Origin of the sequence: Photobacterium ganghwense (assembly GCF_003025595.1) — a bacterium.
Taxonomy (GTDB): Bacteria; Pseudomonadota; Gammaproteobacteria; order Enterobacterales; family Vibrionaceae; genus Photobacterium; species Photobacterium ganghwense.
The window spans coordinates 359,327-375,189 of the sequence record NZ_PYMI01000003.1 but is presented as its reverse complement, the minus strand read 5'-3'; the positions used below and the strand labels follow the sequence as shown (position 1 = coordinate 375,189).

At 50.1% G+C, this 15,863-nt stretch carries 11 protein-coding genes; 4 read left to right on the top strand and 7 right to left on the bottom strand.

The genetic code is table 11. The annotated features are described in order from the left end of the window. Positions 1-357: 357 nt before the first annotated feature. Complete coding sequence (locus C9I92_RS12170) at positions 358-1,401, bottom strand: metal-dependent hydrolase (RefSeq protein ID WP_047883379.1); 1,044 nt, start codon at positions 1,399-1,401, stop codon at positions 358-360. Positions 1,402-1,640: 239 nt separating this feature from the next. Between C9I92_RS12170 and C9I92_RS12165 the strand changes: the two genes are divergently transcribed. After that, positions 1,641-2,093: a CBS domain-containing protein gene (locus C9I92_RS12165; protein ID WP_047883378.1), complete on the top strand. Its 453-nt coding sequence runs from the start codon at positions 1,641-1,643 to the stop codon at positions 2,091-2,093. 269 nt (positions 2,094-2,362) lie between these two features. On the opposite strand, the gene C9I92_RS12160 is transcribed toward C9I92_RS12165, so the two are convergent. The 3 genes from C9I92_RS12160 to apbC all read right to left on the bottom strand — a co-directional run bounded on the left by C9I92_RS12160 (position 2,363) and on the right by apbC (position 6,573). Continuing rightward, positions 2,363-4,486 carry an AsmA family protein gene (locus C9I92_RS12160; protein WP_047883377.1) on the bottom strand — a complete coding sequence of 708 codons (2,124 nt, stop codon included), beginning with the start codon at positions 4,484-4,486 and terminating at the stop codon, positions 2,363-2,365. A 149-nt stretch (positions 4,487-4,635) separates the two neighbouring features. Further along, positions 4,636-5,280: a uridine kinase gene (udk, locus tag C9I92_RS12155; RefSeq protein ID WP_047883376.1), complete on the bottom strand. Its 645-nt coding sequence runs from the start codon at positions 5,278-5,280 to the stop codon at positions 4,636-4,638. A gap of 216 nt (positions 5,281-5,496) precedes the next feature. After that, on the bottom strand, positions 5,497-6,573 hold the full coding sequence (gene apbC / locus C9I92_RS12150; protein ID WP_047883375.1) for an iron-sulfur cluster carrier protein ApbC: 1,077 nt from the start codon (positions 6,571-6,573) through the stop codon (positions 5,497-5,499). Between the two features lie 181 nt (positions 6,574-6,754). On the opposite strand from apbC, the gene metG reads away from it, so the two are divergent. The 3 genes from metG to C9I92_RS12135 all read left to right on the top strand — a co-directional run bounded on the left by metG (position 6,755) and on the right by C9I92_RS12135 (position 12,169). Further along, the gene (gene metG, locus C9I92_RS12145) at positions 6,755-8,809 is read left to right on the top strand and encodes a methionine--tRNA ligase (RefSeq protein WP_047883374.1); all 2,055 of its coding nucleotides are present in this window, start codon (positions 6,755-6,757) and stop codon (positions 8,807-8,809) included. 905 nt (positions 8,810-9,714) lie between these two features. Continuing rightward, positions 9,715-11,055, top strand: a complete 1,341-nt coding sequence (locus tag C9I92_RS12140) for a dicarboxylate/amino acid:cation symporter (RefSeq protein ID WP_047883373.1) — start codon at positions 9,715-9,717, stop codon at positions 11,053-11,055. A gap of 235 nt (positions 11,056-11,290) precedes the next feature. Then, on the top strand, positions 11,291-12,169 hold the full coding sequence (locus tag C9I92_RS12135; RefSeq protein ID WP_047883372.1) for a hypothetical protein: 879 nt from the start codon (positions 11,291-11,293) through the stop codon (positions 12,167-12,169). 167 nt (positions 12,170-12,336) lie between these two features. Here the strand turns inward: C9I92_RS12135 and serS are convergent, their stop codons facing one another. The 3 genes from serS to lolA form a co-directional block, all read right to left on the bottom strand. After that, positions 12,337-13,644, bottom strand: coding sequence for a serine--tRNA ligase (serS, locus tag C9I92_RS12130; RefSeq protein ID WP_047883371.1), 1,308 nt, complete (start codon positions 13,642-13,644; stop codon positions 12,337-12,339). A 127-nt stretch (positions 13,645-13,771) separates the two neighbouring features. Then, positions 13,772-15,112 carry a replication-associated recombination protein A gene (locus C9I92_RS12125; RefSeq protein WP_047883370.1) on the bottom strand — a complete coding sequence of 447 codons (1,341 nt, stop codon included), beginning with the start codon at positions 15,110-15,112 and terminating at the stop codon, positions 13,772-13,774. 83 nt (positions 15,113-15,195) lie between these two features. After that, positions 15,196-15,810: an outer membrane lipoprotein periplasmic chaperone LolA gene (lolA, locus tag C9I92_RS12120; protein WP_047883614.1), complete on the bottom strand. Its 615-nt coding sequence runs from the start codon at positions 15,808-15,810 to the stop codon at positions 15,196-15,198. Between the last annotated feature and the right edge of the window lie 53 nt (positions 15,811-15,863).

Below are 15,863 nucleotides of genomic sequence, written 5' to 3'. Positions count from 1 at the left end.
TTTCTTTCCACCCATTTTATTCCACAGGATGAATACTATTGAGAAACCCGTTATTTACCTCTCCGCAACAAACCGGGCATCCATTGGTTGTTAAATCACTCATCCGAATATTTATCCAGCATTGGATACACAGAACGTTCAGTCCTCATACCTTCCAACCCACTTACCGCCGACTTCTTGCCAGAACCACCACACAAAAAAAGACGAAGGCCGCAATACGGAACCAATGAAAGGACGTCAAAAAGAAAAACCCGGCTCACCAAGGTTTACCGGGTTTGTCATTTGACCAATTGTCAGCCGTTGCTCAAAACGAACAGTTAATATCTATGACATATTGCTCATCGTCATTCATGATCGTTAGTTGCTGGCAAATGTTACCGGATGAGGGCACTCCGAGACATGGCACAAATTAGCATCAATATCCTGATTTCCCAGCAATCGCAACCACAGTGCCGGCAGATGCTTCGGTTTAACAGGCGGCGTCGGTAGCTGAACCGGATCGGTCAGCAGCCATTCTTCGGCTTCATCCTGTTGCGCGAGCGAGAACTGAAACGGCATGTAATCAAGAATGCCTAAACGCAGGTCCGTTACCACCAGTGTGTTATCACGCTGCTCATATTTCACAAACCCCGCACTAAAGCGCTCGATCATTTGCAGGTAGTTGGATCGTTCTTCAATCGGCCAATGGCCACGGTTTTTGGCAATAAAATCGACCTCGGTGTTTTTATCCAGCAGTGAGGTCAACCCTTCCCAGTAATAAGCGCCATCGTGAACAACAACACGCCAAAGCAGGGTATTAAACGGCGTTGGAGTAATAAAGACCGGTCTTTCAGCCAGCGGGGTGTCCGCCAGTTGCGTTTCAACGCGGTGCGATACCAGACTGTATGCAACCAGCGACCAGATCAGATACACCGACGAGATCGCGACACCAACCCGACACAGGTGCGCCATTTTATCCCGCCACATCAGACTGGCGGCCAGACACACCAAAAGAGGCACAGTGTAGAGCGGATCGATAATAAAAATACTGGATATCGCGACCGGTAGCGCCAGCGGCCACAATAACTGCGTGCCATAACTGGTAAAGGCATCCAACAACGGATGGGTAATCAAACACGCCGCAACCAGCAGCCACAATCGGGGCAAACCCATGCGAGTGGGCTTAACAGTTTGCCATATCCAGCTGAGCAAAAATGAAAACGGCAGCAACACCAGTAATGAATGGCTGAAGCCACGGTGGTTGACCATATCGGAAACCGGATCGCCGTAGCTGATTAGCACATCTAAATCCGGAAGCGTGCCTAATGCCGCCCCGGCCAGCAAGACTTTCGGCGAGCAATTTCTACCCGCAATCATTCCGGCCACCGCTGCTCCGAGAGCAGCCTGGGTCACTGAATCCACTTCAACTCCTTATTAAGGCTGTGTTTAATCACACAAGATTATGAAAACCGGAGCGTACCATACCAGATTTTGCTCTCAGACAATATGTAAAGCGTACCCGCCAGACGCATTCGTTTACAAAAGTAAAACTTGGGCGCGGCTCGCAGTTAACCTGTCTGGAATTCGCTAGGGTGGATGGGGCAACAACCATTCACTCAAGCTATGCAGTCTTAGCTATTCACTCTTAGAGGGGAGATGAGATGCCAACAAAAGTGTCTGAATACATGACGCCGAAAGTCATTACTGTTGAGCCACACACCGGGTTGAGGGAGGCATTCTTCATGATGAAAGATGAAGCCATCCGCCACCTGCCAGTGGTGGACGCGCAGGGTGAGCTGGTCGGCATTGTCAGCGATCGGGAACTGCGTCGGCCGGGCTGGGTTGATGAAACCCCGGAGATTGGTCACGAGTATCAGCTAACGGATGATTTGCTGATACAGGATGTCATGTGCACAGATGTCGTATCCGTCCATACCTACGACACATTGTCCAGAGCCATTGGCACCATTCTGGAACACCAGATCGGAGCGGCACCGGTTCTGAACAAATCTGGCGAGCTGGTTGGCATGTTGTCTGCCGTCGATTTACTCAAAGCGTTTCAGGACAGCCTGGAGCATCAGAAAACGCAGAAAAAGAAAAAAGCCTTTGTCTAATCCTCAGGCTTCCTCAACGGTCCTAACCTCGCTGCCGTACTCTGTTTTTCATCACAGCAGCAAAACATTGATACAGTACAAACAACAAGGCCTGCAGATGCAGGCCTTGTATTGATATCAACTTGAGCCCATTCAAAGCGAACCTCTCGCTCTCGTTGAACAGTCCTGAGTTTAAACAGCTCTTCATTGAGCAAAATTAGCTGAGCTGCTATGCGTTGAACGATGCTTAGTTAAACAATGCTTAGCTGAACAATTTTTAATTGATCAACTTAGTTGAAAAGCCCTTTCAGCAGCTTGTCGGCCACGTCTTTAACGCCTTCATCTTTGGCTTTGTCACCCAACAGTTTCTCCAGACCGCGCTCAACCTCTTTCTTGGCTTTCTTCTCCAGCTCGTTATTCTGCTTCAGCAGCATTGCCAGATTCAGCCCGAATTTCGGCTCCGTCCAGTTACCTTTCACATCAATCGGCACAGTCAAGTTAGCCACTTCATCAATGTCTTTACCGCCCTGCCCTTTGCTGGTTGCCACCAGAGAGGTGTTGATCAGGAAGTTGAGCTCTTCAGACATCAGGTTGGTCGAACCCTTGCCATCCACCCGTAACAGCGGTGAATCGACATCGATGTTATCGGTTGAGGCCACCCCATTGCCTACCTTGAAAGTCGCTTTCATGGCAGAGAAGTCCGTTTTACGCTCTTCTTCGACATAGTCGGCTTTCTTGCCTTTCAGGGTCGCACGCGCTTCACGGATCATTTCAGGAATGTTTACACCGTAGATCGCGCCATCAGAAAAGTTAATCGCCAGTGTGCCGGCAACGTTCTGGCGAATACGACTTTCCGACAGACCAGTGCCTGACAGGTTAACACTGATATCGCCCGTACCGGCCAACACATCGTTTTGCGCCACATCCATCAGCAATGGGTGAACCTGAACGCCTTTGATTTGTTTGTTCACTCGGTAAGTTGGCAGTTTGCCGTTCGCATCCAGCTTCGCGGTAGCGTGAATACTGCCCTGATACAATTTGGCATCCAGCGATGACATGTTCAGCACACCGTTTTTGATGGTCAGTTTCAGCAACACATCGCTCAGCTTGGCATTTGCGGCTTTGAATTTGCCGATTGCTACATTCGCTGCCAAATCAACGGTTTTCAGTGCCGACAGATCCGGCTCTGCGTCCTTATCTTTGGCCGCTGCCGGAGCCTGTGGTTTCTGGCCACCTTCAGCCGGTGTTGCCGCCTGCTCCTGTGCCGATTTTTCCGTACCCAGGAAGGCATCCAGATCAATGTTGTCTGAGGCCAAATCAATGCGAATGACTGGCACATTGGCAGACTTAAATGAGCCTTTACCAGTCAACGACAGTTCATCGATATCCGCCGCAAGGTTCGACAGAGTCGCCTTCTGCTCTTTCAGCTGATAAGTCGCATCGGTTTTCAGGGCTACCTTCATTTCCGGACGCGGCAGTACCGCCCCCTTCAGGTCGGCTTTCATATCCAACGCTTGCACATCAACAACAGTTAATGCTGGATCCATTTTCAGGCGGGTCGAGCCTTTGGCATCGAACGTCAAATCCGGAATCTGACCTTCTACCGCGAACTCGATCGCCGACCATTCACCCAGTTTGAACTGATCCATCGCCAGGGTAAAACCACGAATGTCGTTTTTCGGATCATTAACTGCAGCTTGAAGACTCAGCTTTTTCAGCTCAGCCGTGTCCATCGCTTTGGCAATCATCAGCTCAGTATTGCCTTTCGCCTGGAAGTTCAGTTCACCGTTTTTGCCCGTTACGTCAAAGCTGGCTGCGGTCCACTCACCGGGCGCAAAGCGATTCAGTACAAAGTCCAGTTTGTCGACCTGTGTCAGCGTACCGGCTTTATCGTCACGAATCACTGCACTGGCATCCACAATTTCAATGCCTTCCAGTGACAGAGCCCATGCTTGCTTTGGCGCATTGGCCGTGTCTTTAGCCGTATCCTGTGCTGAGGTGTCAGATCCGGATTCGTCTTTTGCCTGTCCCAGGCCATCCAGGTTGCTCTTACCTGATTTCAGCGTTTGGATAAATACCCGGCCGCCGTGCAGGCTGACATTGCCAATTTCCAGCTGATTTGACAGTAGCGGCAATACCGATACTGACAACTCTGCACGGTCAAAACGCATCAGGTTTTCTTCCGCAAACCCTGCCGGATTACGGAATTCCGTTTTTCCGATATCCAGCCCCACGCTTGGGAAAAAGCGCCAGCTGATATCCCCGTCCATTACCAGCTCACGCCCGGTGGCTTTCTTAACCTGCTCGGCAATCATTGGCTTGAACTGGTTTGGGTCAACCAGTGCCAGCAGAGCTACAATGCCGATCACCGCGACCAGCACAATTGCCAGTAAGGCAAATAAAATCTTTTTCATTGAATCCCCATTTCAACAGCGCATTTCAACGAGAAGCCTAAACGTATCTCTCTGATAAAGACAAATAATTTTGCTGTAAGTTTTCTGAACCATAAAAAAACAGGCAGCGGATGCTGCCTGATTGAAAGGATTGATTATACACGAAACAATTATGCGCGCAGTAGCTTACCAATGTGGGCTTTCAGTACATCGATCGCGATTCGGTTCTTACCGCCGCGAGGCACGATGATGTCTGCATATTGCTTAGACGGTTCAATGAACTGCATAAACATTGGACGAACAGTTTTCTGATACTGTGCCAGAACAGATTCCATTGTACGACCACGTTCCGCCACGTCACGCTGCAGACGGCGCAGCAGGCAGATGTCCAGCGGCGTATCCATAAATACGCTGGCGTGCATCAGTTCACGCAGGCGAGGATCCGTAAGCAGCAGAATACCTTCCAGAATGATCACCTTTTTCGGCGTCAGAGTGGTGGTTTCTTCCATACGAGTGTGTTCGCTATAACTGTAACGAGGAACTTCAACCGCTTCACCGTTAATCAGCTTTTGCAAGTGGTCGCAAAGCAAATCGTGGTCAAGGGCATTTGGATGGTCGTAGTTCGTCTTAACCCGCTCTTCCATGCTCAGGTGACTTTGATCGTTGTAGTAACAATCTTCCGTGATAACACCGATCTGATGATCGCCTACTTTTTCTTTTAGCTCTTTATAAACTGTACTGGCGATCAGACTTTTACCGGATGCAGAGGCACCTGCAATACCGATAATAACGCATTGGTGTGAGTGTTCAGACATATCAGAAAGCACCTGTGAAACAACTTAGCGAGGTGAAAAATACCTGTCTAAACAAAACACTGCTCGCATCGAGATGCCCGGTACATTGTTTGAAACAGGTATAATTTGGCATAAATAAACCGCCTGATTATAGGCAGTTGTGGCCGCAGATGCCAGTAAAAATACGGCTTCCGCGGCATTTGGTCAGAATGTCTGCAACTTAGAAAAAGCAATCGGTTACATGGTGCGAATGGTAATTTGCTCCGCCACCGGGGTACCCTGCCAGTACAAACGGCTGGCCACATTTCCGGCCAGTTCAATGTAGGTTTGTGCCTGCTCAGACTCCGGTGAAGCCGCTACCGTCGGCTTACCCTGATCGATATCTTCCCGAATTTTAATATGCAACGGTAACTGGGCCAGAAGCGGGACCGCATACTCTTTGGCCATGCGTTCTGCACCACCGGTACCAAAAATCGGTTCATGGTGACCGCACTGGCTGCAGATATGGTAACTCATGTTCTCCACTACCCCGACAACCGGGACATCCACCTTATTAAACATACTGACCCCTTTAATCGCATCGGCCAGCGCCAGATCCTGCGGCGTAGTGATCACCACCGCGCCGGTAACCGGGATCTGCTGTGCCAGCGTCAGCTGAATATCGCCAGTACCCGGAGGCATGTCGATAACCAGGTAGTCCAGATCCGGCCACCAGGTTTCCATCACGATCTGCGACAATGCTTTGGACGCCATCGGTCCCCGCCAGATTGCGGCATTCTCAGCCGGCACCAGATACCCGATAGAGTTGGTGTACAAACCACATGACTCGACCGGCAGCATGTGCTTGCCGTCCGTTGACTGCGGTTTCTCGTCGGTTGCTCCCAGCATCATCGGTACTGACGGGCCATAAATGTCGGCATCCAGCAGACCCACTTTGGCGCCCTGCGCCTGCAAGCCCAGCGCTAAATTAACCGCCGTTGTGGATTTACCTACGCCCCCTTTAGCCGAACTGACAACGACAATGTTCTTCACCCCGCGCAGTGGCTGTTTCTCACCGGCAGCCAGCGGCGCAACCCGGCATGAGAGGGCAAACTTCGCTTCTGCGGGAATATGGTTGGCCTGCTGCTGACTGAAAATCCATTGTTCCAGTAATTCAACAACCGTGGCGGCGGCAAAGGGGAACACAACGGAAATCGTACCGGTTGCCGAAACTGACACCCAATTAGGTGTATCAGCCCACTCTTCGTGAAGCCAGGGATGCTCAAACTGATTAAGCCAGCGGGTAATGTCTGCGACGCTCTCAAATCGGATCATTGAGTCACTCATGGTTATTTAGCGCTCCATTTTTACTCTTTCTTTTCATCCTATCACCAATGAAAAGCCTACGCTTCTGGTTTACCGCCATAAACCTCAGATCCTCCTAGGCAACGAGTTATCCATCAGGTAGTATTCAAGACTACGTTTTTATTACCCATCATGAGCGAAATAAGACACTATGGCTGCAAATCCAAGAAAAATTCTGGTGACCTGCGCCCTACCGTACGCTAACGGTTCGATCCACTTGGGTCACATGCTAGAGCATGTGCAAGCGGATATCTGGGTGCGCTATCAGCGCCTTCGCGGCAACGAAGTTCATTTCATCTGTGCAGACGATGCACACGGTACTCCAATCATGCTTAAGGCCCAGAAGATGGGTATGGAACCTGAGCAAATGATTGCCGAAGTGAGCAAAGAGCACCAGGCTGACTTTGCTGGCTTCGATATTAGCTTCGACAACTACCACAGCACGCACTCTGATGAGAACCGCGAGCTGGCGTCTTTCGTCTACACCAAACTGAAAGAAAATGGTTTCATCACCAGTCGCACCATTTCTCAGCTATTTGACCCAGAAAAAGAAATGTTCCTGCCGGATCGTTTCGTTAAAGGGACCTGTCCGAAGTGTAAGGCTGAAGACCAGTACGGCGACAACTGTGAAAGCTGTGGTGAAACTTACAGCCCGACTGAGCTGATCAATCCTAAGTCGGCAGTTTCCGGCGCAACGCCAGTAATGAAAGATTCTGAGCACTTCTTCTTCGACCTGCCTCAGTTTGAAGGCATGCTACAGGCGTGGACCAAATCTGGTGCCCTGCAGGAAGAAACCGCGAATAAAATGCAGGAATGGTTTGAATCCGGCCTGCAACAGTGGGATATCTCGCGTGATGCGCCATACTTTGGCTTCGAGATCCCAGGTGAAACCGGTAAATACTTCTACGTATGGCTGGATGCACCAATCGGCTACATGGGCTCATTCAAAAACCTGTGTGACAAACGCGGTGACCTGAACTTCGACGAGTTCTGGAACAAAGACAGCTCAACGGAACTGTACCACTTCATCGGTAAAGACATTGTTTACTTCCACAGCCTGTTCTGGCCTGCAATGCTGGAAGGTGCGGGTCTGCGTAAACCAAGCAATGTGTTCGTTCACGGCTATGTGACCGTTAACGGTGCCAAGATGTCAAAATCTCGCGGTACTTTCGTTAAGGCCAGCACTTACCTGAAACACCTGGATCCGGAATGCCTGCGTTACTACTACGCGGCAAAACTGAACAGCCGTATCGACGACCTGGACCTGAATCTGGAAGACTTCACCCAGCGTGTTAACAGTGACGTAGTGAACAAGATTGTTAACCTGGCTTCCCGTAATGCTGGCTTCATCAGCAAGCGCTTTGACGGCAAGCTGTCTGACACTTGTGTCGAGCCAGATCTGTACGCAGAGTTTGTTGCAGCGTCTGACCGTATTGCAGAGCTGTACGAAACACGTGAATTTGGCCGTGCTATCCGTGAAATCACCGCACTGGCTGACAAAGCGAACCAGTACGTTGACGAGAAAGCACCATGGGTTCTGGCCAAGGAAGAAGGCAAAGATCAGGAGCTGCAGGATGTGTGTTCTGTGAGCCTTAACCTGTTCCGTGTTCTGATGACTTACCTGAAACCGGTTATGCCAAAATTGGCAGAACGCTGTGAAGCCTTCCTGAATAACGCCCTGACATGGGAAGGTCTGGCACAACCGCTGACCAACCATGAAATCGCTAAGTTCAAAGCACTGTTCAACCGTATCGATCCTAAGTTCGTTGAAGCGATGATCGAAACCTCGAAAGAAGAAGCAGCAGCGGAAAAAGCGGCTGATGAAGCAGCGTCAGCTAAACCAGCCGCGGCGGGTGCGCTGGCAGAAGAGCCAATCGCTGACGAAATCGAATTTGATGACTTCGCGAAAGTAGACCTGCGTATCGCCAAAATCATTGCGTGTGAAGCCGTGCCAAAAGCAGACAAACTGTTGAAGCTGCAGCTGGATCTGGGCGGCGAAACCCGTCAGGTCTTCTCAGGCATCAAGTCAGCTTACAGCCCTGAAGATTTGATTGGTAAGTACACTGTCATGGTGGCAAACCTGAAGCCACGTAAGATGAAATTCGGCATGTCTGAAGGCATGGTGCTGGCTGCTGGCCCAGGCGGTAAAGACCTATGGCTGCTTGAGCCGCACGAAGGCGCACAGCCTGGCATGCGCGTCATGTAAGTCGACGCCCGGTTACCTTTAACCGGTAACCTGTTGTTATGAACTATCGTTAAAAAAAGGAGCCTTCGGGCTCCTTTTTTATTCTCCCGCCATTTGTGCGGGCTTACTTATCCAAATCTGGCTTGCTGGTTCCTGTTAAACCTTAGAGCCACTCTAGCCCAAATGCTGCAGAGCTTTCGTTTCGCCCCTACGCAATCATTTCTGCATTGTGAGCCTTGAAGCTTCCCTTTCACCTCAACCCACCAGCATCAGCGAACACTGTATGTTTGTCTTTGTGCCTCGCGTATATGCGCTTTTTCGCTTTTTCGCTTTTTCGCTTTTGGGTATTTGCCGTCTGTCTGTATGTTGACCGCTAGCTTTTTTGCGACTTGATCGGTCGCGACCATAGTGACAAGGGCGCAGGTAGACTTTTTGATGCGTCCCTTTACACAGAAGGCTTCCTCTTAGTACACAAGTTTGCACACAAGAATAAGTATGCAACTTAGCGCGCAAAATAAATACGCCGCCGCCAAAACCTATTAAGTGAAGACAAATCCTTTTTAACCAATAAGTTACATATGAGCACTCGAATTCAGGGAGAGGCTATCAATATATGCTCTGCAAAAATGTTAACAGCGTAAAACTCTGAAAACGATCCTCATCACACCAAACCGCAAAAGCAACGTAAAAATTATCTTCAATCCAATTCACGACATAAAAATCGAGCTATTATTATCACCAAGGTTAAAATTTGGTTAAAAACATTGTTTTCAGCACTTGTCGTTATTGATAAAAGTGTGATCTAAAACATACCTTTGATTATTAAACAGCATTTTACTTCGCATTAACACCAGAACTGCTGTTAACCTGCTCCGCACTCTGACGAATGACTGACAGAGTGAATAATTATAAGGAGTGTTCTTTTCATGCAAACTCAAAAGAAAAAAATGTCCCTTACCGGCCGAGTCATTCTCGGTATGGTACTGGGCATCCTGACCGGGTTTATTATTCGTTCCCTCTTTTCTGAAGATTCTTTTGTTCACGAATATATTGTTAACGGCCTGTTTGAGGTCGGCGGGGCTATTTTCATTGCCAGCCTGAAAATGCTGGTTGTGCCTCTGGTCTTTGTTTCTCTGGTTTGCGGTACCAGTACCCTGAAGGATCTCAGCACGCTGGGCCGTTTGGGAGGAAAAACGCTGGCCTTCTATCTGGCAACGACAGCCATTGCCATTACTCTGGCACTGGTAATGGGTAACCTGTTCCAGCCAGGGGCTGGTGCCGATCTGTCCGCGGCGACTACCTTTGCCGCGAAAGAAGCCCCATCACTGGGACAAGTGATTATAGGCATGTTCCCGACAAACCCAATCAGTTCAATGGCAAACGGTAACACACTGCAGATCATCGTATTTGCTATTCTGTTTGGTATTGCCATCAGTGCTGCGGGCGAAGCGGGGGAACGTATTGCCGGAGTTTTTGCGGACCTGAACGAAGTCATCATGAAGCTGGTTGCGCTGCTGATGCACGTGGCACCGTTTGGTGTGTTCTTCCTGATGGCAAAACTGTTCACAGGTCTGGGCATTGATGCAATCTTCAATCTGTTCGGTTACTTCCTGGTTCTGTCTTGTACTCTGCTGATTCACGGTCTGGTTGTTTACAGCTCAATGCTGAAGATCTTCTCTGGTCTGAGCCCGAAAATCTTCCTGAAGAAAATGGAAGATGCCATCATGTTTGCTTTCTCGACGGCTTCGTCTAACGCGACCATCCCGATCACGATGGAAACCGCGACCAAGCGCCTGGGTGTCAGCAACCGTATCGCGTCATTCACGGTTCCTTTGGGTGCGACCATCAACATGGATGGCACTGCAATCATGCAAGGTGTGGCGACAGCGTTCATCGCACAGGCGTTTAACATCGATCTGACCATGAGTGACTACATGGCTGTGATTCTGACAGCGACTCTGGCATCAATTGGTACAGCCGGTGTGCCGGGTGTCGGCCTGATCATGCTGGCTATGGTGCTGAACCAAGTTGGCCTGCCGGTTGAAGGGATTGCGCTGATCATGGGTGTTGACCGTCTGCTGGATATGATTCGTACTGCCGTCAACATCACTGGTGACAGTTGTGTAACCTGTATTGTGGCTAAGTCTGAGGGTGAACTGGATCTGACCCGTTACCACAACCCGCATGCTGGAGAAAAAGAAGAAGAAGTTCATCTGCATCCGGCAACGGGTACACACTCTAAGCCAGCCTCACAGGGCGATATGTAACAGCAGTGCTCGGTAAGAGTTAATGACTCAGAGAAAAAGCTCCTTCGGGAGCTTTTTTATTTGCACTGAAAAGATCCATCGTTGCACCACTACAGTATCAATGCGTTATTTACTCCAATCACTCTGTGTTTTTCAGTTTTAATTCAATGAATTAAATAAAGTAAATCAGCCACTTTTCAGGCACATTACTTGCTGAACTGTCTCTTTAAGGCTTCATCGCGCCAAGGAGGCAGCAATGCTCTATGTTTTTTCCACACTCTTTGTTGTGGCGCTTGCGCTGGCTATTTACGCTTACCGTGCGAAGCAGACCCGTCTGATGCTGCAAAGCCGTTTTAATCAGGTGATTGGCTTACGCCAGTTGATTCATTTATTGCGATTTCACCGACGCCAGACCCACCAATGGCTGAATATTCATCTCAATACGACGACAGGCTCCCCTCCTGCGCAGCCGGAACCACCGGCTTTGGCAGAGAGCCGGGCCATCAAAAACCTAATCCAAAGCCTGACCAACCTGGCCGAACCTAGCAATCGCCCGATGTATCGCATTTTAGCTAAGCGGCTCCACAGCCTGCTTGAGGAATGGCCCAGCTATTCGCTGCAGCGCAACCAAGTAGAACACGGCAAGCTTATTCGGCATGTTCTTTACCTGATTGACGATACCATCACACAGAGCCTGATTGCGGCCGAGCAGAATCATATCTTCAACCACTATCAGGCAGTATGGCCGGTGACTCTGAATGCAATCGACAGCCTGAGTCGCTTTCGCTACACCATTCATAACTTTTCGGTCGGCAGCCCTGCGATGGAAAGGGAATTACGTCTGCACCTGCAAATATTGAAACGTCGACTGGGGCAAATGACTCTGCCCATTCATGAGCCTGTCCCCCCACTGATACTGGATACCCTGTTTGGCCAGTTTGACGATATTCCGCTCTACGTTGCCGATGAAGACCAGGTTCGGGATGCACTCTACCAGTTCTCCCAGCAGGTATCAGACACACTGTTTCAACTGTTCGATGGCATGCTGGCGGAAATAGCCAATGAGGTCGAGGTCAAACTGCCCGAACTGCATCAACATCAGGGTACAGGTGTATTGCCCTTTAACCATCTCTAACCGAGTTTTTGGCGATTCCAGCCAATTAGCCAGTGGTGTTAATGCTTCCTGTTAACGGGCACGTGGCACAGCTCAGAAGAAGCGGTTCACAAACCACATTTCAGGCATAAAAAAACCGGCCATCAGGCCGGTTTTTCATGTTTGGGGAAAGATTAACTAAATTAATCTTAACCAATGTGCGTCGCGCCACCCATGTACTTCTGCAGCACTGCTGGAATACGGATACGACCGTCAGCTTCCTGGTTGTTTTCCATGATAGCCACCATGGTACGACCTACTGCCAGACCAGAACCGTTCAGCGTGTGAACCAGTTCAGGTTTCTTCTCACCTTTACGGCGGAAGCGAGCCTGCATACGACGCGACTGGAAATCCCACATGTTAGAACATGAAGAAATCTCGCGGTATGTACCCTGAGCAGGTACCCACACTTCCAGATCGTAAGTCTTACATGCGCCGAAGCCCATGTCGCCAGTACACAGCACGACTTTACGGTATGGCAGTTCCAGCAATTGCAGAACCTTCTCAGCATGGCCAGTCAGTTCTTCCAGCGCAGCCATTGAGTCTTCCGGACGGGTAATCTGAACCAGTTCAACTTTATCGAACTGGTGCATACGGATCAGACCGCGCGTATCGCGACCGTATGAGCCCGCTTCAGAACGGAAACATGGCGTGTGCGCCGTCATCTTCAGTGGCAGATCTGCCTCTTCAGTGATGGTGTCGCGTACCAAGTTGGTCACAGGCACTTCTGCCGTCGGAATCAGAGACAGTGTACGTGGCTCTTCATCATTCACTTTCTCAGTCAGTGGCTGAGTGTGGAACAGGTCTGCGCCGAATTTCGGCAACTGGCCAGTACCAAACAGGCTGTCTGCATTCACCAGGTACGGTACGTACATCTCGGTGTAGCCGTGCTCGTCAGTGTGCAGATCCAGCATAAACTGAGCAATCGCACGGTGCAGACGGGCAAACTGGCCTTTCATGACGATAAAGCGAGCACCCGAGATTTTCACCGCGCTAGCGAAATCCAGGCCACCACCCAGCTCACCCAGGTCAACGTGATCTTTCACTTCGAAGTCGTAAGTTTTTGGCTCACCCCAACGTGAAATCTCAACGTTATCTTCTTCGTCTTTACCTACCGGCACAGAGTCATCTGGCAGGTTAGGAACAGTCTGAGTAATGGTATCGAGTTCAGCTTGCAGTGCAGACAGGGCTTTCTTCGCTTCGTCCAGCTCAGAGCCCAGGTTACCTACTTCCGCCAGGATGCGCTCGGCTTCTTCGTGATCGCCCTTCGCTTTCGCTTGACCAATGGACTTCGATCGGGAGTTACGCAGTGCCTGCAGCTCTTCGGTTTGGACCTGAAGAGTCTTACGCTTTTCTTCTAAGGAACGAAGTAGTTCAACATCAAGTGTGAAACCACGGCGCGCTAATTTTTCGGCTGTTGCGTCCAGCTCAGTTCGAAGTAATTTAGAATCTAGCATGCTAATCCTGTGCTCATAACGATCTAAAATGCACATTATTTAGCCAATGCGATGGCTAAATAATTTTTGAATCATAATACGTTAGCGGCGCTAACGCTGATTTATCAACAATACCCAAAAAGCCCTATTATTGATAGCGCTTTGACGCGCTTTTTGCATCTAATGAAGCGAGATAATCTAACTTTTCGGCAATTTTGGTCTCAAGACCCCTGTTAGTCGGGTGATAGTAACGCGTCCCGGCCAGCTCCTGCGGGAAATAACACTCACCGGCCGCGTAGGCTCCGGGTTCATCATGCGCATACCGGTATTCCTGCCCGTAACCCAGTTCTTTCATCAGTTTGGTCGGTGCATTCCGCAAGTGATGTGGCACTTCATAGTCGGGGTGGTTCGCCGCATCCTGCTTCGCCTGCTTGAAGGCGGTATAAACAGCATTGCTCTTTGGCGCGCAGGCCAAATACACAATTGCCTGCGCAATGGCCCGTTCACCTTCATACGCCCCCACCCGGGTAAAGCAGTCCCAGGCAGATACTGCCACCTGCATCGCACGCGGGTCAGCATTTCCGATATCTTCTGACGCAATCGCCAGCAAGCGGCGGGCAACATAGAGCGGGTCACATCCCGCCTGCAGCATCCGGGCGAACCAGTACAATGCACCGTCCGGGCTGGAGCCGCGGATTGACTTGTGGACTGCAGAAATCATGTCGTACCACAAATCCCCCTTATTATCGAAGCGGGCAATCTTTTCGCCGGCGACCTCCGCCAGCAAGGCGAGCGTGATCTGCTTAACGCCTTTCTCATCTTCCTCGGCCATATCGATCAGCTGTTCAAGGTAGTTGAGGGACATTCTGGCATCCCCGCCGACCAGCTCAGCCAGACGCTCCTTCACGTCTTCGACAAAGCACAGATTGGTTTCGCTGATTCCGCGTTCTCTGTCAGCCAGCGCCTGTTCAATCACCGCGAGAATATCCGATTTCTCAAGTGATTTGAGCTTATAAACACGCGCACGGGACAACAGCGCGTTGTTCAGCTCAAATGAGGGATTTTCCGTGGTAGCGCCAATAAACGTGACAGTACCGTCTTCAATATGCGGCAAGAACGCATCCTGCTGGCTTTTATTGAAGCGATGTACCTCATCCACAAACAAGATGGTGCGCCGTCCGGCCATTTTATTGTCACGGGCTTTATCAATCGCCGCACGGATGTCTTTGACCCCGGAGGTCACCGCAGACACCCGCTCGACCTCCGCATTGGCATAGTGAGCGGCGACTTCAGCCAGCGTGGTTTTCCCCGTACCCGGTGGCCCCCACAGGATCATTGAGTGAAGATGGCCGGCTTCTAGTGCACGACGGAGCGGTTTCCCTTCCCCCAGAATATGCTTCTGGCCAATGTATTCCTGGACAGTACGTGGTCTCATCCGGGCCGCCAACGGGCGAAAATCCGATGAGAAATCGAGGCTGAAGTTATTCAAATGAACCACTCCTTAAAAACAAAATTAGGTGGCATTACACCACCTAAACATAATCATTGTAACGATAAGGGATATCTGGCGCCTTACTGGCGCTGATCATCCAATTCGACGCCTTTTGGCGGCGTAAAGGTAAACAGACTCGCCGCTGGCACCGTTTTGTTGAACTGGCTGAAAGCAAAGTTGCTGCGCTGACCATCTTGCTCAATCACAGTGAAACTCCGCACTTCACCATTTTTAGCCACAGTCACAATAAACTTGCCCATTGATGAAGCACCGCTCTTCGGAGTCAGGGTGAACGTATCCACCGTTTGCGACACATTGTATTTCTGCCAGTCGGCAGCACTGTTTCGCGTTAACAGCACAAATGGCGTCTGTTCGGTCGCATCTCTGAGCCACATGGCTGTCACCTGTTCAATAAACGGGCTGTAATACCACAGTGTGCGGCCGTCAGAAATCAGAATGTTTTCATCTGGAGTCTTAGTATTCCAGCGGAACAGGTTCGGGCGCTTGATCGCCACGTCGCCCTTGCCTTCAACCAGCACATCGCCATCAGGGCTGATTACTGTTTGTTTAAAATTGGCCGTGAAAGCATTCACTTTTGCCAAGCGCGTGGTCAGCTCCTGCTGAGGCGTTGCCCATGCTTGCGCTGACAGCCATAACGGAGCAGAAACCAGCAGACTCAATGCGATTTTTTTAATCATTCGTGTTTACCTTATTATCGGCCCGCTGATACAGCAGGCCGTTTGTAATG